The following is a 24,029-nucleotide window of genomic DNA, read 5'->3' as shown; positions in this document are numbered from 1 at the left end:
CTGCGGCTCTATATGCTGCAGCGCAGCACTGTGTTGCACGCAATGGCTTGCCCGCTGCAGGCTTGTCCGATTTGAACGAGGCAGCGCAGCCTTTCGCGCAGCCTCAGCAGATTTCAGCAATGCGGGTGGGCATTAACACTCACCCCGCACAACGCAACTCAAACACACCGAGGTGACCGGCGCCGGGTTAAGCGCCCGCCTGCTGTCATTTTGTAACGCTTTTTAACATCCATCCGAAGATGTTTTAAACGCCCATTTGTGAAAAAAACCGCAAAATCCCGGCCTTGCAAAGCTACAAAGATCACATTTCGTGATACTCTTCCACCACAGATAGCTCCACGCCAAATACCAAAAAAAGCAATCAACAGGTAGCCCATGGACGATAACAAACGCCCGCTCTATTTGCCCTTTGCCGGTCCAGCCATTCTTGAAGCCCCGCTGATTAACAAAGGCAGCGCCTTCACCGAAGAAGAGCGGATATTTTTCAACCTCGAAGGTTTGCTGCCTTTTACGGTAGAAACCATCGAGGAGCAGGCATCACGGGCCTACGATCAGTTCAGAAGTTTCAATAACGATCTGGATAAACACATCTACCTGCGCAATATTCAGGACACCAACGAGACCCTGTTCTACCGTTTGGTGCAAAACAATATTGCCGAGATGATGCCTATCATCTACACGCCTACTGTCGGTCTTGCCTGCGAGCGTTTTTCGAAAAACTATCGCCGCAACCGGGGTTTGTTTATCTCTTACCCCTACAAAGACCGGATTGACGACATCCTCAACAACTCCACCCGCCACAAGGTAAAAATCATCGTTGTCACCGACGGTGAGCGCATTCTTGGCCTTGGCGATCAGGGCATTGGTGGCATGGGGATCCCGATTGGTAAACTGTCGCTGTACACCAGTTGCGGCGGCATCAGCCCGGCTTACACCCTGCCAATCACTCTGGATGTGGGTACCGACAATCCGCACCTGCTGGAAGACCCCATGTACATGGGCTGGCGTCATCCACGCATCGGCGGCGAAGAATATGCTGAATTTATTGAAGCCTTTATGGAGGCCGTACACCGCCGCTGGCCGGATGTGCTTATTCAGTTTGAAGACTTCGCCCAGAAAAACGCCATGCCGCTGCTTGAGCGTTACAAAGACAAATACTGCTGCTTCAACGACGACATTCAGGGCACTGCGGCCGTAACCGTCGGCTCTCTGCTGGCGGCCTGTCAGGCAGCCGGCACCAAGCTGTCAGATCAGCGCATCACCTTCCTTGGCGCCGGCAGCGCAGGCTGCGGCATCGCCGAAGCCATAGTCGCGCAAATGGTGTCTGAAGGCATCAGCGACGAGCAGGCACGCAGCCAGGTGTTTATGGTTGACCGTTGGGGACTCTTGCTCGACAACATGCCTAACCTGCTGCCATTCCAGCAGAAACTGGCGCAGAAAGTCGACAAGCTCGGCCAGTGGCAGGACCTGAGCGACAATGTGTCGCTGCTGAGTGTAGTCAACAACGCCAAGCCGACTGTACTGATTGGTGTATCCGGCGCGCCGGGTCTTTTCACCGAAGAGATTATTCGCGCCATGCACAGCCACTGTGCCCGTCCGATCATCTTCCCGCTCTCTAACCCCACCAGCCGGGTTGAGGCTACGCCAAAGGACATTCTGCACTGGACCAACGGTCAGGCGCTGGTTGCCACCGGCAGCCCGTTCGAGCCAGTGGTGGTTGACGGTGTGACCTATGAAATTGCCCAGTGCAACAACAGCTACATCTTCCCGGGCATCGGCCTTGGGGTGCTGGCGTGCGGTGCCAAGCGGGTGTCGGATGAGATGCTGATGGCATCCAGCCGCGCACTGGCCGAGTGCTCACCGCTGGCACAGGATGGCAACGGCCCGCTGCTGCCGCCACTGGAAAAAATCCACGCGGTCAGCAAGCACATCGCGTTTGCGGTGGCCAAAGTCGCCATTGCTCAGGGACATGCGCTGGATACCACGGATGAGCTGCTGCTGCAGTCCATCGAAGCCAACTTCTGGTACCCAGAGTATCGCCGTTACAAGCGCACTTCGTTCTAACGGCACTTCCTTCTAACTAAGGTGCAAATAAGTCCCGCGCTTGTCGCTGACGCCATAAAAAACGCCCGAACTGTTCGGGCGTTTTTTATGGTTCTGATTAGACGCTTATGCGCCCATCACCTCACGCATGCTGTTGAACATGCTCTTGTCGGTGCGGGCTTTTTTGAGTTTTTTAAGGCTCTCTTTCAGCGCTTCATCGGCCACACGGATGTACAAACCATTGTATTCCTGCTCGGCAATGGCCTCATCGGTGTCCTGCAGCTCGGAAATATCGTTGGCAACTATGCTCAATTGGATCCAGGCATTGGCAAGGTAAAAGCCATGAAATTCGGCGCGCTCAAACAAGGAAGCCGCGCTCTTTGGCAGGCTGTCCCAGGCCGAGCCAAAACGGCCGGTTTCATCGGCAAGCAGGTCATCGCAAAGGCTGCGGTACGCCGCCATCAGCCCTTCAGGCAGGCGCTCGAGGGCAATCACCCGACCGGCAACCCGGTCAGACACTTCAAGGGCGCGGCTGCGATAGGCTTCGGTTATTTCAAACATCGACTCATCTCCTCAATGACCCACACGCCATGGCCGCATTGGCCAATGTCCGGGGCAAATTCGTTTGCGCAGTCTTATACACATTCAGGGGCGCAAAAGCAAAATTCCACTCAACGGCCCCGTCTGCAGACACGATAATTTTAACTGTAAGGAACTATTAAAATTTTGTTGGGAAACGTCATAACATACGGTTATGATTTAACCTATAAGAATGCCACCAGAATATATCGGCACACCTATTCATGAATCGCGCTTGCATCGCTTTGTTGTGTTTGCTGGTTTTCAGCCTGCCACTCTCCTCGTCGACCGTTGCCGCAACTTTGTCCACGGAGGAGATTGATGCCATTTTCAAAACACTCGAGAGTGGCGAGGTCGGCAGTGACATAAAAAAAGCCCAGCAATATCTCGATACGCTGCGAAAGAATATCAGCAGTGAAGACATAGAGCGCGGCCTGCGCCTGAAACGGGTCAGCTGCTGGGTGCGCGATCTGACCCAAGACGCCGCTATCGATGACGCCATCCGTTATGCCAATGAGCAGCTTGAGCTCGCGTCCATTCAGTCTGACATTCCCGCCAGGGCCGATCTGACCCTGTGCCGTGGCTGGCATAGTCAGCAAAAAGGCCTTGTATCAGAGGCGATGGACGACTATAACCATGCCGTCGCCCTGGCTTATCAATCGGAAGATCCCCGCCTGATTGCCGACACCCGCAGCGTTCGCGGCGGTTTGCTGTCGTATCAGGGTAATTTTGCCGATGCGCTGGAAGATTTAATCACAGCCCAGCACATGTATGAAAACCTGAACCTTCCTTACTGGGCAACCTTGAACCTGCAGGAACTGGCCACCAGCTACCGCCGCTTTGGCGATCCCGACACCGCCATCCGCTACTACAAAGAGGTACTTGAAAAGTACGAGCGCAAGGAAGACGTATCCGGGGTTATCGCCACCAAGGGCGACATCGCCATTACCTATGAAATCATGGATGACCAGGAGCAGGCGCTCAGTTACTACCGCGAGGTACTCAAAGGCTGGGAAGCTCAGCAGGATAAAATCAATGCGGCCGCGACCAGGGTCAACATGAGCGGCAGCCTGATAAAACTCAATCGCATCAAAGAAGCCAAGACCAACCTTGATGCCGCGCTGCCCTACATCAAACCCGAGCATCCGGCTTTTTATGCCTATATGAATATGTTTATGGCTCAGGTGCTTTTGGCTGAAGGAAAAGCGGCCGATGCCCTGCCGCTGCTCGAAGCCGGTGAAGAGAGTTTTCAGCAGCTGCAAAACCGGCGCGGGCTGGCCGAATTGTATCAGGTGAAAAGCCAGGCCCATGCCGCCGTAAACGATTGGGCCAACGCCTTTTATGCGCTCGAAATCCATAACACCATCCATGCCGAGCTCGATAGTCAGCTGCAAACCCAGCGCACCGCCGAGATGCGGACCCGCTTTGATACCGAGCGCATTGCCGATGAAAACCGCCAATTGATTGAAAACCAGCAGCTGCGCGAAAAGGAAATGGAGATCCTTAAAGAAAACAAACTGCTGCAGCTCACTATTATCGTCATGAGTATCATCATTCTTGTCATAGTGTCGGCCTTTGCCTTTAAGCAGGCTCAGCGCTCACGGATGATGGAGCGACTCGCGCACACAGATCATCTCACGCAGCTTGCCAACCGCCGCCACACCTACCATAAAGGCGAGTCGCTGTTTAATGACGCCAGCGCCAACAATCCGCTGTCGGTGATTATTTTTGATGCCGACCATTTCAAGGCAATCAATGACTTTTTTGGCCACGAGGTTGGTGATAAAGCCCTGATGGCTTTAGCCAAATGCAGTTCATCACAGATGCGGCGTCAGGATTTGGTCGGCCGGGTGGGCGGTGAAGAGTTTCTGGCATTGCTGCCGGGTACCACGCTGACACAGGCGATGGAAATTGCCGAGCGCCTAAGAAGCCATGTGGAACTTGCTGAGCTTGGCGATATCGCCCCTGAGCTCACCTTGAGTATCAGCGCCGGGGTTGCGAGTCTGGATACACAAAACGATAAGAACTTCTCCAGTTTGCTTAACCGCGCCGATCACGCGCTTTACCGTGCCAAAAACAAAGGCCGCAACCGGGTTGAAGCCGATCCACATCATTCGGACACCAATACAGACAGCAATTCAGACAAGAATCCGGACACCAATCCGAGCACTCATGCCTGATAAACAATCTGAGCGGTAAAGCATTGCGACGGCTTGCCCAAAGCCACCAAATCAAAGCGGCTAAATCAACGCCGCTAAATCAAAGCCGCTGAGCTGCATGTATATGTGTAGCCTTTGTTTACTTTCCTTTTTACGTCCCTTTTACTTTTCTTTTTACTTCCCTTTTTACTTTTCTTGCTAGATCCCGTCCGACTTCCCTTCAGGCGTAATGCGCCACAAAATATGGGGCGCTGCGGCGACAGGCTCCAGTAAAAACCACTTGCGATACAAGGCCGCCAAACGACCATCTTCATACAAGCGCGCCAGCGCCTGATGCCAGCGCTCCACCGTCGCTCTGGGCGTACCGCCCGAAAAGGCCAGGTACAATTCAATCCGGTCAAGCTCAAACAGCGGCGTGAGGCTGGATTCAGCAGTGCCCGCCTGCATCAAAAGCCGCGCCACACTCAAATCCACCTGACACCAGAAGCGCACGTGTCCTGCCAGCAACTGACGCAATGACTGCAGCGGATAACTCGACACCTCAAGATTGGCAACACCGGCCTGCTGCAACAATCGCTCGGCCGGTGAGCCGCGGTACACCCCGAGGCTGCCAAGTTTGGCGGCGGCCTGCAGATCCTGTGGGCTCGCGCTATCGACATTGCGCTTGTAAACCATGATTCTCGCCGTCGCGATAGGGCCGACAAAATCGAACAAACTGCGCCGGCTTTCACGCAGCGCGGTGGAAAACAGCAGCACATTGGATTCGCGGGAAGCGATGTTGTAAGCACGCGCCCAGGGCAGCACTTCAATATCGCCGGGCTCACCGAGCTCGACTTTAAGTGCCTCAACCAACTCAACGGCAAAGCCGGTCGGGGTTTCAAGCTCAAGGAAACTTAACGGTGGCAAGGGCTCGGTAAGAAAACGCAGTGACTCCCGCTCAAGCCCGGGGTCGTCCGCAAGCGCGCCAAGCGGACTCAGCAGCCCAATCAGAAAGAAGCAGCAAAAACGCATTACTGTCGACATCAGGCCGCTTGCCCCGCAAATGGCGTTCACTCAATTAACTCCAATAGTAGTGTGCCAAGGCCAAAGCCACCAGCGGCGCAAGCGCCTGACGAGCGAGTGCAAAACTGCTATCATCTGCGCAGTCCTTCAATGATATCGCCTATGACTACGCCAAGCCCCGCCCATCCAGCGCCCGGATCCACACATCAGGAAGCCACAAAGCAAGAAGCCTCAAAGGAAGAAGCCCCCAAGCAAGAAGCACAGGCGCCTGAGCCAAAGCACCCGAGCCCACAGGCACTCACCGAGCTTGCAAGCCTTATCAAAACCTGGGGGAAGTCCCTCGGTTTTGCCCATATTGGCATTACCGATACAGACCTTAGCGAACATGAGGCGCCGTTTCTCGACTGGCTCGAGAAGGATTACCACGGCGAAATGGGCTACATGGCAAACCACGGCTTGATGCGGGCACGGCCTGCAGAGCTTCATCCCGGCACGATCAGGGTCATTGCCGCACGAATGGATTACCTGCCCGAAGATGCGCGCTTTGCCGCCAATCTTCGCGACCCAAAGCTTGGCTACATTTCCCGCTATGCCGGTGGGCGCGACTATCACAAACTCATTCGAAGCCGCCTAAAGAAACTTGGCGACATGATAGATGAATGGCTCAAAGCGCAAGGCTTACCCGATTCAGGCTCGCGCCCCTTTGTCGACTCGGCGCCCATCCTCGAGCGGCCGCTCGCCGAAAAAGCCGGCATCGGCTGGACCGGCAAGCACTCGCTGATTTTAAGCCGCGGCGCGGGCAGCTGGTTTTTCCTGGGTGAGCTTTTGGTCAATCTGCCGCTGCCGGTGGATATTGCGGTTAAGGAAGAGTGCGGTCAGTGTGTGGCCTGCATCAAGAGTTGCCCCACGGGCGCCATTGTCGAGCCCTATGTGGTGGACGCAAGGCGCTGCATCTCCTACCTCACCATCGAGCTGCAGGGCGCTATTCCCGAGGAGCTTCGCCCGCTCATGGGTAACCGCATATACGGCTGTGACGACTGCCAGCTTGCTTGCCCGGTCAACAGCGAAGCGCCATTAAGCCGGGAGCTGGACTTTCAAACCCGCCCGGCGCTGCGCTTACCGCCTTTGATTGAACTCTTTGACTGGGACGAGGCAACATTTTTAAAACAAACCGAAGGCAGCGCCATCCGCCGCATCGGGTTTGCGCGCTGGCAGCGCAATATCGCCGTAGCCCTTGGCAACGCGCCCTCAAGCCCGGACATTATTGCCAGGCTGAACGCACGCCTTGAAGATGCAAGCCTTGATGAGATGGTTGCCGAGCATGTTCGCTGGGCACTAAAGCGTCAGCTGGCGGGCGACGGCGCCGAAAGCCGCCAAACAGCAAGGCTGGTGCGCGCCATCGAAAAAGGCATGCCCAGAGACGCCTGATCCTAGGGCGTATTATCCAGGGTAAAGCCGATTTTCACCGTTACCTGCCAGTGGGCAATCAGGCCTGACTCAAGATGTCCACGGGTTTCAATCACTTCAAACCAGCGTAAATGGTGTAATGACTGGGCGGCTGCAGCGACAGCATTGCGGATGGCATCGTCACTGCTTTGGCTGGAAGAACCTGTGACTTCGATGATTTTGTAAACATGATTCATAGGGTATCTCCGTTTAAGGTGCCCTATGAGTATAGCCCCGCAGTGCGGGGCTATTTTTTTAACCTTACCAAGGCTTGATATCAGCGATTCTATTGCATGGCCTAAGGCAATCAAGATGCCATTAACCACTGGCGCAACGGCATCAAACCCTTGATAACACGCAGGCCAGAAGGTTAACCGAGGCGGCGACGCAGCTCGCGGGTCGCTGCCACCATGTTTCGAAGCGCAGGCTCCACCTCATCCCAGGTGCGGGTTTTAAGGCCGCAGTCCGGATTAACCCACAGCTGGCGGATGGCAATACGCCGCGCCGCGCGCTCCATCAGCGCCACCATGGCCTCCACTTCGGGGGTGTTTGGCGAGTGAATGTCATATACACCCGGGCCAATTTCAGCCGGATAATCAAACTCTTCAAAAGCGTTCAAAAGCTCCATCGCCGAGCGGCTGGTTTCGATGGTAATCACATCCGCATCCATGGCGGCGATCGCGCCTATGGTGTCATTAAACTCGCTGTAGCACATGTGGGTGTGGATTTGTGTGTCATCCTTTACACAGGCGGCGCTGAGTTTGAATGAGTCCACCGCCCAGTCAAGGTAGGCCTGCCAATCCTGTTTACGCAGCGGCAAACCTTCACGAAACGCCGGTTCATCGATTTGAATAATCGCAATACCGGCACGCTCAAGGTCGGCCACTTCATCGCGGATAGCCAGCGCAATCTGCTTACAAATGGTGTCGCGGCTGATGTCTTCGCGGGCAAACGACCAGTGCAATATGGTCACAGGGCCGGTCAGCATGCCCTTAACAGGCTTATCGGTCAGGCTTTGGGCGTAGCGGGCCCAGTCCAGCGTCATCGGCTGTGGCCGCGATACATCGCCATAAATCAGCGGCGGTTTGACGCAGCGGCTGCCATAGCTCTGCACCCAACCATTTTTGGTAAAACCAACACCGCAGAGCTGCTCACCAAAGTATTCCACCATGTCGTTGCGCTCGGCTTCACCGTGCACCAGCACGTCGATACCGAGTTTGAGCTGGCGCTCTATGGTGTCGCGGCACACTTGCTTAAGCTGATTATCGTACTCCAGCGCCGTTAACTCGCCCTTGCGAAACCGGTTACGCAGCGCCCGGATGGCCGGCGTTTGCGGAAATGAACCAATGGTGGTGGTTGGCAGCAGCGGCAACTTTAACCTTGCCTGCTGCTGTTGCTGGCGCTCGGGAAAGGCGCTGTCACGCTCGTAATCCGAAGCGGTGAGCCCGGCAAGCCTCGCCTGGACTGCAGGATTGGCGGCACGCTCACGCTGGGCGCGGCGGCTGATACACTCTTTCACCACAGCCCTGGCCTCATCTGAGTCTGGATTGGTCAGCAGCGTTTTAAGGCTTCGAAGCTCAATCAGCTTTTGTCTTGCGAATGCGAGCTGACGCTTAAGTTCTGGCGCAAGCGAAGTTTCCAGCGCCAGATCCACCGGCGAGTGCAGCAGCGAGCACGAGGTCGCAAGCCAAAGCCGCTCACCCAAATCCCGCGCCACCGGCAGAAGACGCTCGGCAATCACATCAAGATCTGCCGCCCACACGTTACGGCCGTTGACCACCCCAAGGCTCAGCACCTGAGATGCGCCAAGCCTTGAAAGGAATACCGAGAGTTGCTCCGGCGCCGACACCAGATCCAGATGCAGCCCCGCCACCGGTAAACCGGCAATCAGCTCAGCATGATGGGCGATGCTGCCGTAGTAACTGGTCAGCAGCAGCTTTATCTTCAGCGCACTGAGCGCATCAAAGCTCTGTTTGAGGGCATCCAGCCAGGGCGCATCCAAATCGAGTGCCAGCACAGGCTCTTCAATCTGTACCCAGCTTACGCCCTGCCCGGCAAAGCGCCCAAGGAGCTCAGTGTAGGTTTCAAGCAGCGCCGGCAGCAGGGTTAACTTGTCAAACTCACTGCCATAAGCTTTGGATAAATAAAGGAATGAAACCGGCCCAAGCAGGCAAGGTTTTGGGTCGTACCCAAGCGCCTTCACTTCCTCCACCTCATCAAAATACTGCTCCCAGGCGATGGAGAAGCGCTGACCTTCAGTCAACTCAGGCACTATGTAGTGATAGTTGGTGTTGAAGTATTTGGTCATCTCCGCCGCCGGCGCCGGTGTGCCGCTGGGGGCGCGGCCGCGGGCAACCCGGAACAGGGTGTCCAGATCCACCTTGTCGCCATCACGGTGACGCGCAGGGATAGCATTTAAGGTTGCCGCCAATGTAAGAACCTGATCGTAATAGGCAAAATCCCCCACAGGCAGACGTTCTACCCCAGCGTCGGCCTGCCACTGCCAATGGGTGTGGCGCAGCGCTTTGGCGATGTCCTGCAGTTCTTGCTGTGGCAATTCACCACGCCAATATTGCTCCAACGCAAATTTGAGTTCACGGCGGCGTCCTATCCGTGGAAAGCCAAGACTATTTAATTGCATATTGTATACCTTATTGGTGTAATATGAGCCGATTTCAGAGCAAGCGCGCTGTTAAACAATTTCAACAGGCGTCTGGACGTCTAGAAGTTTATTGTGATAGTCTTCTGGGCAGCAAACGAATTGCGTTCACGGGCAACATGAACAAACTTCATGTGGAGTAGAGATGATAGAGCTAAGACACCTTCGCACCCTGATGGCACTGAAAGAGAGTGGCAGTCTGGCAGCCGCGGCCAAAAAGCGGTTCGTAACCCAGTCGGCTCTGTCACATCAGATTAAAGAGCTGGAAACCCGCATCAACTCCCCGGTGTTCGTAAGAAAGAGCAAACCCCTTTCCTTTACCCAGGAAGGCGCACGCCTGCTGCATCTGGCCGAAGAAATTCTGCCACGGGTCATGGAAACCGAATCTGTACTACGCAAAGGGCTTGAGCAGGACGACAGCCTGCTCAGGGTTGGCATTGAATGTCACAGCTGTTTTCGCTGGCTGATGCCGGTGATGGAAAACTTTCGCGCCGAATATCCGGATGCCGATTTGGATCTCTCAAGCCGTCATCTGTTTGATTCGCTGAACGCACTGGAGTCCGGAGAGCTGGATATAGTGCTGACCTCAGATCCCGTGCCCGGCCACCAGCTCGCCTATCAGCATTTGTTTGATTTTGAAGTAAGGTTAGTGGTTGCCAAGGATCATCCGCTGGCGGCCAAACCCCATGTTCTGCCAACGGATCTCGAAGGCTTGCCGGTGATAAGCTACCCGGTGCCGCTGGAGCGGCTCGATTTGTTCCGGCTTTTTATGGAGCCGGCCGGCATTGCGCCCGGGGTGCAAAAGACCTGCGATCTGACTTCGGTACTGCTGCAGCGCATCGCCTGTCAGGAAGGCATTGCCGCGTTGCCGAACTGGTCTATCAGCGAGTCGCAGGGTTTAAGCCTTGCCAGCGTGCGCCTCGGCGCCGAGGGGCTCAAGCGGCCGCTGTTTGGTGCCTATCGCCGTGGCAGCGCCAATTCTCGCCGGCTGCAGCGCTACCTTGAACTGGTTGCCGCAGAAGGACTGGCACGCCAGCAATAGGTCACCAAAACCGGATAACATCCACCGAAACACCAATAAAAAACGCCTGCTGATGCAGGCGTTTTTTTATTGGTTTTTCGGTCTTCTATTTGCGCTTAGCACTCACAGCAAGCATGGCTTACAACGGATTAAGCAGCAGGCCGCGCATCGACAAAATGCGCCGCAGCACCAAACCGGCCGAATTCGGGTTACGGGTCTGGCGCAGGTTATGGGCCACCATAAACTCTTCTTTCAGCTCTTCATCCAGCCCAAGCGACTCAAAGGCTTCCAGGGTCAGGGTTTGCTGCTGAGTATCAATAATTTGCTTTATGATACTTAAGGGGAATGACTCTTCCGATTCGGCATTCAGATAAGCAAACGCAGTAAGGGCAATGATTTGCCCGAATACGCTGAACAGCGCCAGCGTTTGCACTTCATCCGGGTCAATGCTGACGCCGGACAAGTCCTTCAGGCTATCCACCGCCGAGGCGGCAATGCTCTCGGTCAAACGCCAATAGCCCTGCACCAGCTTTTTATAGGGCTGGGGCAGCTCATCGAGGCGCTCTTTGAGGTAAAAGCTGAAGGCATAACGGTAAATGTTAACCTGCCCAAGGCGAATAAGCGCATCCTTGAGGCTGCGGTTTTTGCTGTTATTGGACACACCGGCAGCATGAGCTGTAGTGCTGCGCCAAAGCAGATGGGCTGCCAGCGCCGGATCGCTCGACACTATGTCAACCACGTTACGCACATCACCATCGGCGATGATGGCCTTTTTCAGGGGGATAAGGATCCCACGACGGCCAATGACCTGTTCTTCATTGGCAATGATCGCCCTGATTTGAGAAAAAACCTGATGCTCAAGCTCAGTCATGCAACTAACCTATTTTTGTCCGGGCAAAACACCTGGCCCCAGCGGCCATCTCGATAACCCGCCCTGGTTATTATTATCGGGGAATTTACCCACAAAATCCTGTCCATGGTCAAGTCGATTTCCGGTTGGCGGAACATTTTTCCGGGGCCGCGCTTAAAAGGCGCCGCTTTCCAGTGCCAATTGGTGAATTTGCTCCGCCAGCGCGTGATATCCGGCGTCATTAAAATGAACAGTGTCCGATTTCATGGCGCTTTGCGACAGTAATTCGGCCACGGTATCTTCGAGTAAAGGCACAGCAAACTCATCCGCCAGCTCACGGTAAAGTGGCAAAGGTTTTAACATAATTTGCCGGTCCGGCACTGCCACCAACAGCACAGGTATGCTGCGCTGCTTAGCTTCCCTAAGCATAGTCGCCAAATTGGCTTTTAAGGCGTCTTTACCGGTGGATTTAAGAATATCGTTGCCACCTTCAAGCAAAATGATGAGATCGGGCTGGGTTTCATCCAACACTTCGGGCAGGCGCGCAGCGCCCTCGGCAGTGGTTTCGCCGGAAACGCCGGCATTAATGACTTCGCACTGACACAGCAGCGCCAGACGGGATGGATAATCCATGCCCTGTGCGGCGCCTACGCCTTGGGTTAAACTGTCGCCAAAGGCCAGCACCCGCCCATCTTCCCCAAGAAAGGGCAATTGCGGCTGGCTGCAGCCCGGCAGCAAACTGAGCAGCAGACAAAAAGGCAAAGCAAGTAACAAGGCGCGCACTGACGTTCTCCCGCAAGATGAACCCCAGTTATCGCCGAAAAAAAAACCGGACACAAGTCCGGCTTTGGCAAATTATTGAATTATCAGTAACGCACTGACACATTCAGGCTGACTTTGCGACCTTCGCCCGGATAATAGCCATTTCCCCAACTGCTGAAATAGCCTGATGCGGCGTATCGCTCATCAAACAGGTTATCGACACGCAGGCTCGCGCCCACGTCACCAACGCTCAGGTTAACTGCGGCATTGGTCAGCCATACCGCATCGATGCGGCCGCCTTCGTTGGCATTATCGCCTTCAACAAAGCGCTCGCCGGTGTAGGCTTGATCCAGATACAGCTGCCATTTGTCAGACAAATCCAGGCTGACATAGGCGCGGCCGCTGTGCTCGGCCACCCAGGACAGGGATTTGCCGTCATTGGCACCAGCGGTAAACTTGGCGTCGGTATACTGGTAATCAATACCAAACTTAAGCGTATCAATTACCTGCCAATCCCAGTCCAGCATGGCGCCAATACGGCGCGACTCATCGGCGTTGACGTTGGAACCGGGGAAGAAGCCCCCCGGCGGTGTTGGCGCGCTCGGGTCGAATACAATTTCATCTTCCAGCGCCAGCTGGTACAGGCTCAGGCGCAGGCTCTGCTGGGCACGCTGATAATCCCAGCCCGCTTCGTAGCTGCGGCCGGTTTGTGGTTTTAAGCTGCCCTGGGAGGTGTAGGCCTGCTCATCCACCTTGGCAAAGCGGAAGTTGTCTTCGGCGCGCACATACAGGCGCTGAGCGTCACTCAGGCGATAATTGAGGCCAAGCTCCAGCGCGTGGGCATCGTTATCGAGTTCGCCGCCATTGGGGAAGGTATTACCGTCGCGGATATCATCGGTGATTTCGGCGTAGCGGCCACCGACCACGTAGCTTAAACGCTCGGTAAGCGGCACCGAGGCCTGCACAAAAGCAGCCCACTGTTTCTGCACGTTGGCGCGGCTCATGTAGGCAGACACAAAATCAGACTCACCTCGGGACAGGTCAACCCCTGCCACCAGTTTGAGTTCACCGTTTCGGGTAGTAAAGCGGCCGGTAGCCTTGGGGGTGAGCGCCAGCAGCGAGCGCTCGGTGGTGCCCTGCCCGCCCCAGCTGATGTAGTTCACCCGGGTGTCACTGGCATCCAGATCCGCCGCCAACGTCCAGTTAGACGTCAGCGCATGCTCATAACCCACCCGGCTTGCCTTGGTGATGGTGTGGTTATAATCATCGGCGTTGGATGGATTGGCCTGCTGCGGGTCTTCAATCAGCTCGGCTTCACTCAGGGCGCCAGCCAGCAGACGGTCCTCATCATAGAAGGAGCCCTCGGCATAAAAGCGATTGTGCTCGCCACGATATTCGATGCGACCGAGCACATTGCCGGTTTCGCTTTCGGCGTGACGGCGATAGTTATCGCTCTTGTCGTAGCTGCCGGAGAGGAAATAGAACCAGTTATCGGCAAAACTGCCACCAAAATCGGCGCTGGTGTTCATGGTGCCAAAGCTGCCCCCACCAAAAGACGCGCCGCCGCTGCGACCTTCTGGACGTTTGGTGATGATGTTAATCACCCCGCCCACGGCCTGATCGCCATAAAGCACACCGGCGCTGCCGGACAATACTTCAATGCGCTCCACCTGACTTAACGCCACACCCGACAGGCTTGGCGCGGCGATATCGATATTATTAAGGCGACGACCATCCACCAGAATCAGGGTGTTGTTGGCCGCCTGACCTGAGCCGAAACCACGCATGGCAAACACAGGGCCGGTGCCATTGTCACTGATTTGAATATCGCTTTGGCCGCGCAGGACATCGGCAAGGGAGGTTGCACCACTGTTTGCAATCTCTTCGGCGCTGATCACTGCCACGTTGGCTGCAATATTCAGCGGGGTATCGAGGGTTCGGCCAATCACCACCAGATGCTCGTCGGTTGAGCTTGTGGCAGTTTCAGCGTGAGATAACGCAGGGGTCAGCGACACTGCCAACGCCAATGCGATAAGAGAAGGTTTGGTTCCCATTTTCCTTTCTACTCCGTTAAGGGAAAAGGGGCATAAGCCACCGGCTCAAATAAGCCGCACGCGGGGATCTGCCCACCGAAATCCTCGACGATACCTGCTTTGGGCCGGTCTCCGGACTCAGGCTTACGCCATTACCGTTGCGGGGGCAGTGTCGGATTTACACCGACTTCCCGATTATCCCGCGCCTGCGGGCACCCAAAGGGCTGACAAAAAATAACCGCCCGCAAGCTGCGGGCGGCGCATTATAGACGTCTGAACGTATAAAAGTCTAATACCTTAGTCTGGGCAGCGACGATTATCCCGGCCTGCTGCAGCGCTGGCGCTCATCGATGCCGCGCACATTGATGTCGGCCAATCTATGCCGGGCTCAAAAGCCAATCAAAACCTTAAAATTACAGCAGCTTGATTGGCATCATGGCTGAGATAAACGCCTTATGATTGGCACCGGTGAGCGGGACTTTATCTTCTTGAAACACATCACCGCGCATGGATTTATGCAGCAGTAACAGCTGGCCCGGACGGCTTATCACTGAAAAATAGCCCACTTCACCGGTAGGCTCACTGAAGAAAGGACGCTGGTTTTCCATCGACTGGTGCTGATTGGGCATACGTGAGCAGCCCAAAATCCCGTGCACGCCACGATGACCATTCACTTCGACATCACCGAGTTTTTCGTAGGTGACATTGCCCTGGCAGGCGCCGGCGTAACTGCTTGCCAGCGAATCGAGGAAGTTTTCCGGTAACATGCCCGCGTCTGCCACCTTGAAACTTTGCACGCAAATCAGTGAATTCCACTCATTCAGGTTCTCAAGCTCAGGCACAAACTCGGCGCTGATCACCCCCGGACGCTCCTCAAAGGACGCCTGCTTCCAACCGGCGGGCAATTCAAACGCAAGCGACTGACCAAACAGGTTCAGCGACTGGGTTTCGGCCTGTGCCGTCAGTGCACACAGCAGCGGCGCAGCTACACAAAATCGGAACATGGTAAGCATCCTTGTTATTCTCCGGGCAGTGCCTTCGATGGCAACAGCGCTAACTTTTATCTCATTATCAAAATCTTAAAACGGCATTCACCAAGCGCGTTGATGAGGGACTATCCAAGCGCCAGGAATGGGCTATCGGCAGACAATATTGGCAAACAATATCGGCAAACACTATCGGAAAGTAATGCAGACCTGCGCAACTGACCGCAAAAGCGCTTCATACAAACTAAGTATTTACCAGCCGTTAACAGGGGCAATACTTTACCACAGTCACCCGAGTTGGCCAGCTTTTGTGCTGCGCCGCACAAAACCAACAAATGTAAATTATTCTCATTTGCGACATTTGCGCTGCTAAGATACGCGGCAATATTAGCCAACCGGAGTATATCCAGATGAAAGCATCTCTCGCCCCGTTATTCTGTTTAGCGCTACTTGGTTCACCAGCCGTGCTGGCCGGTGAATGTGATTTAACCATCAGCGCCAATGATGCCATGCAGTTCAGTGCTCAGGAGCTCAGCGTCAGCGCAAGCTGTAAAGAAGTGACCCTGACCCTCACCCACTCTGGCAGCCTGCCCAAAACCGCTATGGGCCATAACTGGGTACTGGCCAAGGCCGCCGATATGCAGGCCGTAGCAACCGATGGTATGGCCGCTGGCGCCGATGCCGCCTTCGTAAAGGCCGGCGACACCCGTGTGATTGCCCACACCGGCGTAATAGGTGGCGGCGAGTCGACCAAAATTACTTTCAGTCTTGAAGGGCTCAGCGCCGCCGAGGCTTATCGCTTCTTTTGCACCTTTCCGGGGCACTGGGCCATTATGCAGGGCAGCTTTGTCATCAAGCCCTGAGACTCCATCGTCATCTCTTCAGGTAATTACCGCTAACTACGGGTACAGGTCTTAACTGGCCTGTACCTGCCATCATCGCTATAGTGTCGCTATTCTTATGCTTTATCGGGTCAGCTTTATAGGCTCAGCACTTGTTGGCCGCTGTTAATCGCAATCGTCATTAACAGCCGCCGCAAACCTTAAGGCTTGCCGTCAGGGATTGGTAAAATGGCACAGTTAAGCGACATCAGTATTTATCCGGTAAAATCCATGGGCGCACAACGCCTTAGCCGCGCGCAGGTCACTCTGGAGGGGCTGATGGGCGATCGCCGCTTTATGGCAGTCAAACCCAATGGCGAATTTATTACCGCCCGCACCCACCCCAAGTTACTTAAGGTTGAGCCTCAGGGCAGCGACGAGCAAACCCACTGCGGCGAGCTGTGGCTGCGGGCTGAGAATATGCCTGAGCTGCGCATACCGGCCTCTGAATTCAGTAAAGAGCCTATGACGACCGGCGTGTGGAAAGACAGCTTCAGCGCCTTTTCAACTACCCCATTGGCAGACGCCTGGATTTCTACCCTGCTTGGCGAAAGCGCCCGCATATTGTGGCTTGGCGAAACCTCGGCACGCTTTCGTGAAAAAACCGGCACAGCGGTCAGCTTTGCCGACGGCTATCCGCTTTTGCTGATTGGTGAAGCCTCCCTCACCGACCTCAATCTTCGCGCCGACGCGCTCTGTCAGATGAGCCAGTTTCGCACCAATCTAGTGGCAAGCACCCGCGAGCCTTTTGAAGAAGACAGCTGGAAGCGTATCCGTATTGGCGAGGTGGAATTCCTTGTCGCCAAACCCTGCAGCCGCTGTGTGATGACCACAGTCATCGCCGGCACCACTGAATTTCACCCCCGCCAGGAGCCGCTTGCGACCTTAAGCAAATACCGCAAAAGCGCCTCCGGTGATGTGAATTTCGGCCAGAACCTGATTGCCCTGAATAGCGGACAAATCCGTGTTGGCGATAAAATTGAAGTGCTTGAAACCCAGGAGGCTGAACATTACCGCAGCCTGGCACCGGCAAAGCGCCTGCTGACACTCAGGGACAAAGCGGCCATCGCCAGGGACTTTTACCGCTTAAGCTTTGCCGCCGCAGACGGCAAACCGCTTCCGGGAGCCATTGCCGGACAACATCTGCCGTTTGCCTTTGATATTGACGGCACCCGCCACATCCGCCGCTACAGCCTCACTCACCCAACTGGCGACGGGCTTTATCATATTGCGGTAAAACGCACGCAAAACGGCCTGATATCCAACTGGCTTATCGATAACCTTGCCACAGGCGACACAGTGCTTGGCGGCCGCGCCGAGGGGCGATTTACCCCAAAAGCCAGCGCCAAGCTCACGCTTATCAGCGCAGGATCCGGCATAACGCCTATGCTCGCCATGCTGCGGGCTGCCATCGCAAAAGCTCGCTTATCCAATGGCAATAGCGCGCCGCTCGGCCATATTCACTTTATTTATCAGTGCCGCACCGAAGAGGATATTCCCGAAACGGCGCTGCTGGCCAAATGCGCGGCGGCCGGCATGACGCTGGAGATATGGCTGAGCGCAATGGCCGAAAATGCTACCGTTGAAAATGCTGCCGTTGAAAATGCTGCAATTAAAAACGCTGCTGTTGAAACTGCTGCGATTAAAAACGCCGTAGTTGAAAACACAGCAATGGGTTCCGTTGATGCAGACAGAGTTGCTTTAAAACTAAGTGAAACTGGCACGGAGTCAGAAGCAAGCACGCGTTACCAAACACTGCCCACGCGCCCTGGCCGCTGGCAGGCGTCCACACTTTCTCCCTCCTCTGCCGATTTCAAGGCTCAGGGACGCGAGGTGTTCATATGCGGCCCGCAGGGCTTTATGGAAGCGGCCCGAGATGGGCTGCTGGCATTGGGGGTGGATGATGCAAACATTCATATCGAAAGCTTTGGCGGACTCGCAAGCTCAGCCAATCGACCAGTGAAAAGCGTGCAGATATTGCTCGACGAAAAGCCATTTCAGGGCAGTAATCAGCAAAGTTTGCTTTCACAGGCTGAGGCCCATGGCCGGGTCATTCCCTGGTCCTGCCGCGCAGGTATTTGCGGCAGCTGCAAGTGCTATTTGCTTGAAGGCGAAGTCCATCAGCCCAAGGCCGAGGCACTTTCTGACAGCGAGCGACGCGATGGCGTCATCCTCGCCTGCTCGGCAACGCCGCTGACGGATATCCGGGTAAGCCTTAAAAAGCCGTCCTGAAAATCAAAAGCGCTGCTTATGATCAAAAGCACTCCTTATCATCAAAAGTGGCAAAACTCCCGCTGGCGGACTAACTGCGCCAGCGACTTAGCCAGCAACGTAGCCAGCAATCTGTGCCAGCAATATGTGCCAACAACGTATGCCAGCATCGCCCAGTCTCAGCAAAAACTTCGCATAAAAAAGCCGCCCGAGGGCGGCTTTGGGTGGTGATGGCGCTATGGATAAGGCGCCATCTTTAATGATCCCGAGTAACACTAGCTTCAAGGCGCGGTCTGACTAAGCAAAGCGTGCTAATCAGCACGATCTTGCCTGGTGCAAAGCCTGTCAGGTGCGAAGCTTGGCAAGCTGGCCATCCTGACGACTCACAAGCCGTGCCAGGGTTTCGCTGCTTTCCCGCGCCTGTCCGGCAAGGTTCATAAGCTCCGCGGCCTGATCTGAGATACCTGTGATATTGCGGCTCACTTCTTCGGTCACCGCGCTTTGCTCTTCGGCTGCGGTCGCGATTTGGGTCACCTGATTGGAGATTTCGTTAATCCGCTCCACCATGGACGACAGTGACACAAAGGCAAGCTCGGTGCGCTCCGTCGCCTGGCTTGCGAGCTGAACCCCTTTATCTATGATGCCGGTTGCGCCGCGCACCTCAAGCTGCAGCGCATCGATAAGCCGGCCGATGTCATCGGTGGAGGCCTGGGTTTTGGATGCCAGCGAGCGAACTTCATCGGCCACCACCGCAAAACCGCGTCCCTGCTCACCGGCGCGCGCCGCTTCAATGGCAGCATTCAGTGCCAGCAAATTGGTTTGGGCGGCGATGGCACTGATCACATCCAGAATTTTGCTGATATTGCTGCTGCTTTCAGCCACCTTGGCCACCGCCAGCTTGGCCTGCTGCGACTCCTGGGCCATAGTAGACACCAATTTCACCGCTTCAGTGAGGCTGGTTTGGCTGTCGCGCACCTGCACCGCCATGGCGGACGACTCGGCGGCGGTTTGCTCCGATGCCTTGGCAACCTCGGTGGCGGTATGGCTCATCTCATTGACCGCAGTGACCACGCTGTCGATTTCACTGTACTGGCGGGTCACGCTCTGTCTGGTGTGCTCGGCAATGGCAGCCGTGGCTTCGCTTTCGCGTCTGGAGTCAGCCGCCACCGACTTAAGGTCGCTGATAAGCATGTGCAGCTTACCGATAAAAGCGTTAAACCCTTCGCCAAGGGCAATGAGCTCAGCATGCTCATCCACTGTGAGTTTCTGGGTCAAATCCCCTTCGGCACTGGCGAGCTGGCTCACGCGCTGCTGAATTTGCTGAATCGGCCTGACCACGCTGCGGATAAAGAGCGCAATCAAAATCACCGCCACCGCCGCAATACCAATCCCCAGCAGCAATACAAAACGGCCAAGGCTCGCGGCCATGGCCTCCATGCTGGATTCAACCTGATTGGCACTGGCAAAGGCGATTTCCTTCGGCACTTCGATACTCAGGCGCCACTGGCTGCCCGACAGCGGTATGTCGATGGGATAGGCGACAATCATGCTGCTGTCATTCAGCAGATAATTGTTGTCTTTACCAAGGCCAAGGATTTGATTGGCAAGCCCCTTGTCCATTGATTCACTGAGCGGGCGAGCCTTCTTATCATAGTGGCTCGCTGCCACAATGAGCCCCTTGGTCGACAGCAGCGTCACCTTGGCCTGGCCCTGATACAGGCTTGCCGACAGCTCATCAATCAGCTTCTGAAACACCGGCAAATTCAAATCGACACCGACCACGCCACGAAATGCGCCATCGCGCACTATCGGCACAGTGAGCGAGGTCATCAGCATGTTGTTGCCGGGGGAGATCTCATAAAGGTAGGGCTCCATCAGGCAAGGTTTGAGGCTGTCTTTGGCGCACAGATACCACTCGGCTTCCCGCAGGCCAAACTCGTTGAGGGTATCAACATACTTCTCGCTGGCATCCTCCACCTGCTGCTGGGTTTGGCTGCCATCGTCATTGCGGTAAAAGTACACCTCCAGTGTGCCTGCGCCTTCCACCGAGTGCATCAACCCCGGGGCGGTAAATTCGCTGTCGCGACCATCAAATCCGTTGGGCTCAAACTGAGCATACATGGAGGATATCTGTTTATTTTTTTGCAGAATTGAGCTCACCGCATCCTGCACACTTTCGCGGTTCATCCGGCCGACCAGGGCATTGTTTTCCATCATGGCGCTGAAGGAGTAAGGAATACGGTAGGCCTCGTTGATAAAGGCCGCGACCTTCTCGCCGTAGCGGCCGGCACTGGCGGTCAGTTTGGTGCGGATTTCATCATTGAGCGCTTTGTCGACTTCGACAAAGAGCTCGTCGGTTTTACTGTTAAGGGTGCTCCAGAGCGTCACCGACATGGTGGCGACTGTGGCCAAAAACAGCGCCGAGGTCATCCAAAGGAGTTTTTGTCGCAGGGGAAGATGTTTCATGCACTCTCCGCAAGGTCCTGAAAATACATGGGTAGACTTGTGTATGATTGAGTATAGACCTGTTCTGCGTCCTTGCAGGTAAATAACAAAAAAGCGGCCTGTTGGGGCCGCCTTTGTTTATTGGCTTACTTGCCGAGCACGGCTTCGAAACACTCTGCCATGATTTCAAGTCCGCGCTGAATTTGCGCATCCGGCGCCGTGATGGGCACCAAAATCCGCAGCACGTTGCCGTAAGTACCGCACGACAACAGGATAAGACCGCGGTTACGGGCCTCAGCGAGCACCTGCGGGCAATACTCAGGTGCAGGCTTGCCATTTTCCATCAGTTCGATGGCAATCATGGAGCCCAGACCACGCACCTCAGCGATTTGCGGATAACGACCGGCGAGCTCACCAATGGCAGACTTGATGGTCTGGCCAATGGCGTTGGAGCGCTCCAGCAATTTTTCTTCTTCAAACACTTCAATCACGGCGAGCGCCGCGGCGCATGCCAGCGGGCTGCCGCCGTAGGTGCCGCCAAGGCCACCCGGGCCAATGGCGTCCATCACATCGGCGCGGCCAGTGATGCCAGAGAGCGGGAAGCCACCGGCAATCGACTTGGCGAAGGTGGTGATGTCTGCGGCAACGCCCATCTGCTCCATGGCAAAGAAGGTACCGGTACGGCCAGCGCCGGTTTGCACTTCGTCGGCAATCAGCATGATGCCTTCGCGGTCACAGAGTTCGCGCAGGCGCTTCATAAAGCTTGGGGTCGCGGCATAGAAACCGCCCTCGCCCTGCACAGGCTCAAGGATAATGGCGGCGATGTCGCTTGGCTCGGCGTCATTCTTGAAAATACGCTCGATGGACGCCATGGCGTCATCTTCACTCACCCCGTGCAGCGCACAGGGGTATTCGGCGCGAAACACGTTGGCCTGCATCAAGCCCATGCCCTTGCTGTAAGGGGCAACCTTTCCGGTCAGCGCCAGCGCCGCCATGGTGCGGCCGTGGTAGCCTGAAGTAAAAGCAATCACACCGGCACGCTTGGTGTAGGCGCGGGCCACCTTAATGGCGTTTTCCACCGCCTCGGAGCCGCTGGTGAACAGGGCTGACTTCTTGGCAAAGTCACCGGGCACCAATTGATTGAGCTTTTCACACACAGAGATGTAGCTCTCATAGCCCAGCACCATAAAGCAGGTGTGGGAGAACTTCTCCAGCTGCTCGGCCACTGCGGCCTTTACTTTTGGATGCAGATGGCCTGTGTTCAGCACCGCGATGCCGCCGGCAAAGTCGATATACTCACGACCTTCAACGTCCCACACGGTGGCGTTTTCGGCGCGCTCGGTAAACACAGGGTGGATTTGGCCAACACCACCGGCTACAGCTGCGCGGCGACGAACCATCAATGAATCATTGGTCAAGCTCATAGGGTACTCCTGTTTCGCCGGTCAAACCGACAGACAGATATATTTGATTTCTACATACTCATCGATGCCGTACTTGGAGCCTTCGCGGCCCAGACCCGATGATTTCATGCCGCCAAAGGGGGCCACTTCGGTGGAAATAAGCCCGGTGTTCACGCCCACCATGCCGTATTCCAGCGCCTCGGCCACCTTCCAGATAAGGGAGATGTCACGGCCGTAGAAGTAAGCCGCGAGGCCAAACTCGGTGTCGTTGGCCTGACGAATCACATCGTCCACATCGCTGAAACGGAACAGCGGCGCCAACGGGCCGAAGGTTTCCTCGCGGGCGACCTTCATGCTGGCATCCACGTTGGTCACAATCGCAGGTTCCATAAAGTTACCGCCAAGCAACTTGCCGCCACTGAGCAGCGTCGCGCCTTTATCGAGCGCATCCTGAAGATGGCTCTGCACCTTCTCAAGCGCCGCGCCATTGATCAGCGGCCCTGTGGTCACGCCGGGCTCGGCGCCATTGCCGACCTTAAGCTTGGCCACGGCGGCGGCAAGCTTCTGGGCAAAGGCATCGTACACGCCATCCTGCACATAGATCCGGTTGGCACAGACGCAGGTTTGACCGGCGTTGCGGTATTTGGAAATCATCGCGCCTTCAACGGCAGCATCGAGATCCGCATCATTGAACACGATAAAGGGCGCATTGCCGCCAAGCTCAAGCGACACTTTTTTGAGGGTTGGCGCGCACTGCTGCATCAGCTTGATGCCGACATTGGTGGAGCCGGTGAACGACAGTTTGCGCACCACAGGGCTTTCGCAAAGCTCGTTGCCGATGGCTACTGCATCGCCGGTCACCACACTGAATACGCCGGGGGGAATACCCGCCTCCTGCGCAAGCTCAGCCAGTGCCAGTGCCGTAAAAGGTGTTTGCGGCGCTGGTTTAACAATCATGGTGCAGCCCGCAGCGAGCGCAGGGCCTGCCTTACGGGTTATCATCGCCGCAGGGAAGTTCCACGGGGTAATGGCCGCAGTTACGCCCACGCCCTGCTTAATCACCATGATGCGCTTGTCGCCCTGATGACCGGGGATGGTATCGCCATAAAGACGCTTGGCCTCTTCGGCAAACCATTCGATAAAGGAGGCAGCATACACCACCTCGCCCTTGGCTTCGGCGAGCGGTTTACCCTGCTCTGTAGTCATCATCAGCGCCAGATCATCGGCGTTTTCCAGCATCAGCTCATACCAGCGGCGCAGCTTGGCACCACGCTCTTTGGCGGTGAGCTTACGCCAGGCCGGCAGCGCGGCTTCGGCGGCGGCAATGGCTTCACGGGTTTCATCGCGGCCCATCACAGGCACAGAGGCAATAGCCTCATTGGTGGCTGGATTGGCAATGGTCACCGTCTCACCGGACAGGGCATCGCGCCACTGGCCGTTGATATAACACTGGGTTTTCAAGAGTGAAGGACGTTTTAGCTGCACAGCTGACTCCTCTTCGTCGGCATGGTTGCCGTTAATTCTGTTAATGCCCCTTGGGCTCAGTTGC

17 protein-coding genes and 1 riboswitch are annotated in these 24,029 nt (G+C 55.7%); of the genes, 6 read left to right on the top strand and 11 right to left on the bottom strand.

The window, feature by feature from the left end; translation table 11 throughout:
* Positions 1-375: 375 nt before the first annotated feature.
* On the top strand, positions 376-2,064 hold the full coding sequence (locus tag KJI95_RS08665; RefSeq protein ID WP_214506774.1) for an NAD-dependent malic enzyme: 1,689 nt from the start codon (positions 376-378) through the stop codon (positions 2,062-2,064).
* 105 nt (positions 2,065-2,169) lie between these two features.
* On the opposite strand, the gene KJI95_RS08660 is transcribed toward KJI95_RS08665, so the two are convergent.
* On the bottom strand, positions 2,170-2,604 hold the full coding sequence (locus KJI95_RS08660; protein WP_214506773.1) for a DUF3069 domain-containing protein: 435 nt from the start codon (positions 2,602-2,604) through the stop codon (positions 2,170-2,172).
* Positions 2,605-2,846: 242 nt separating this feature from the next.
* Here KJI95_RS08660 and KJI95_RS08655 point away from each other — a divergent pair, with 242 nt between their 5' ends.
* A complete protein-coding gene (locus KJI95_RS08655; RefSeq protein WP_214506772.1) occupies positions 2,847-4,802 on the top strand; it encodes a tetratricopeptide repeat-containing diguanylate cyclase in 1,956 nt (651 codons plus the stop codon).
* 177 nt (positions 4,803-4,979) lie between these two features.
* Here the strand turns inward: KJI95_RS08655 and KJI95_RS08650 are convergent, their stop codons facing one another.
* Positions 4,980-5,804 carry a substrate-binding periplasmic protein gene (locus KJI95_RS08650; RefSeq protein WP_250885701.1) on the bottom strand — a complete coding sequence of 275 codons (825 nt, stop codon included), beginning with the start codon at positions 5,802-5,804 and terminating at the stop codon, positions 4,980-4,982.
* A gap of 141 nt (positions 5,805-5,945) precedes the next feature.
* On the opposite strand from KJI95_RS08650, the gene queG reads away from it, so the two are divergent.
* Positions 5,946-7,211 (top strand): tRNA epoxyqueuosine(34) reductase QueG, encoded by a 1,266-nt coding sequence (gene queG, locus KJI95_RS08645; RefSeq protein ID WP_214506771.1) that lies wholly within the window; start codon positions 5,946-5,948, stop codon positions 7,209-7,211.
* 2 nt (positions 7,212-7,213) lie between these two features.
* Here the strand turns inward: queG and KJI95_RS08640 are convergent, their stop codons facing one another.
* Together KJI95_RS08640 and metE are read right to left on the bottom strand one after the other, a co-directional pair.
* Positions 7,214-7,426 (bottom strand): dodecin, encoded by a 213-nt coding sequence (locus KJI95_RS08640; protein ID WP_214506770.1) that lies wholly within the window; start codon positions 7,424-7,426, stop codon positions 7,214-7,216.
* A 173-nt stretch (positions 7,427-7,599) separates the two neighbouring features.
* Entirely contained in the window at positions 7,600-9,870 is a 2,271-nt protein-coding gene (metE, locus tag KJI95_RS08635) for a 5-methyltetrahydropteroyltriglutamate--homocysteine S-methyltransferase (protein ID WP_214506769.1), read from the bottom strand.
* A 163-nt stretch (positions 9,871-10,033) separates the two neighbouring features.
* On the opposite strand from metE, the gene KJI95_RS08630 reads away from it, so the two are divergent.
* Entirely contained in the window at positions 10,034-10,930 is an 897-nt protein-coding gene (locus KJI95_RS08630; protein ID WP_214506768.1) for a LysR family transcriptional regulator, read from the top strand.
* A gap of 118 nt (positions 10,931-11,048) precedes the next feature.
* Here KJI95_RS08630 and KJI95_RS08625 read toward each other — a convergent pair whose 3' ends face one another.
* From KJI95_RS08625 to KJI95_RS08610, 4 genes are all read right to left on the bottom strand, one after another.
* Positions 11,049-11,780, bottom strand: a complete 732-nt coding sequence (locus KJI95_RS08625; protein ID WP_214506767.1) for an HDOD domain-containing protein — start codon at positions 11,778-11,780, stop codon at positions 11,049-11,051.
* A 153-nt stretch (positions 11,781-11,933) separates the two neighbouring features.
* Complete coding sequence (locus KJI95_RS08620) at positions 11,934-12,542, bottom strand: GDSL-type esterase/lipase family protein (protein WP_214506766.1); 609 nt, start codon at positions 12,540-12,542, stop codon at positions 11,934-11,936.
* An 83-nt stretch (positions 12,543-12,625) separates the two neighbouring features.
* On the bottom strand, positions 12,626-14,575 hold the full coding sequence (locus KJI95_RS08615; protein WP_214506765.1) for a TonB-dependent receptor: 1,950 nt from the start codon (positions 14,573-14,575) through the stop codon (positions 12,626-12,628).
* A gap of 85 nt (positions 14,576-14,660) precedes the next feature.
* A riboswitch (cobalamin riboswitch) is annotated at positions 14,661-14,789 on the bottom strand.
* 178 nt (positions 14,790-14,967) lie between these two features.
* Positions 14,968-15,558, bottom strand: a complete 591-nt coding sequence (locus tag KJI95_RS08610) for a hypothetical protein (RefSeq protein ID WP_214506764.1) — start codon at positions 15,556-15,558, stop codon at positions 14,968-14,970.
* A gap of 392 nt (positions 15,559-15,950) precedes the next feature.
* Here KJI95_RS08610 and azu point away from each other — a divergent pair, with 392 nt between their 5' ends.
* Together azu and KJI95_RS08600 are read left to right on the top strand one after the other, a co-directional pair.
* On the top strand, positions 15,951-16,403 hold the full coding sequence (azu, locus tag KJI95_RS08605) for an azurin (protein WP_214506763.1): 453 nt from the start codon (positions 15,951-15,953) through the stop codon (positions 16,401-16,403).
* A gap of 207 nt (positions 16,404-16,610) precedes the next feature.
* Positions 16,611-18,653 (top strand): MOSC N-terminal beta barrel domain-containing protein, encoded by a 2,043-nt coding sequence (locus tag KJI95_RS08600; protein ID WP_214506762.1) that lies wholly within the window; start codon positions 16,611-16,613, stop codon positions 18,651-18,653.
* A 324-nt stretch (positions 18,654-18,977) separates the two neighbouring features.
* On the opposite strand, the gene KJI95_RS08595 is transcribed toward KJI95_RS08600, so the two are convergent.
* From KJI95_RS08595 to gabD, 3 genes are all read right to left on the bottom strand, one after another.
* Positions 18,978-21,098: a methyl-accepting chemotaxis protein gene (locus KJI95_RS08595; RefSeq protein ID WP_214506761.1), complete on the bottom strand. Its 2,121-nt coding sequence runs from the start codon at positions 21,096-21,098 to the stop codon at positions 18,978-18,980.
* Between the two features lie 125 nt (positions 21,099-21,223).
* Complete coding sequence (gene gabT, locus KJI95_RS08590; RefSeq protein WP_214506760.1) at positions 21,224-22,501, bottom strand: 4-aminobutyrate--2-oxoglutarate transaminase; 1,278 nt, start codon at positions 22,499-22,501, stop codon at positions 21,224-21,226.
* A gap of 21 nt (positions 22,502-22,522) precedes the next feature.
* Positions 22,523-23,965: an NADP-dependent succinate-semialdehyde dehydrogenase gene (gene gabD, locus KJI95_RS08585; protein ID WP_214506759.1), complete on the bottom strand. Its 1,443-nt coding sequence runs from the start codon at positions 23,963-23,965 to the stop codon at positions 22,523-22,525.
* Positions 23,966-24,029 lie beyond the last annotated feature (64 nt).

Source organism: Shewanella jiangmenensis (assembly GCF_018596335.1).
Taxonomy (GTDB): Bacteria; Pseudomonadota; Gammaproteobacteria; order Enterobacterales; family Shewanellaceae; genus Shewanella; species Shewanella jiangmenensis.
Note: the sequence above shows the minus strand (reverse complement) of the source record. Positions and strands in the feature narration are given on the sequence as shown.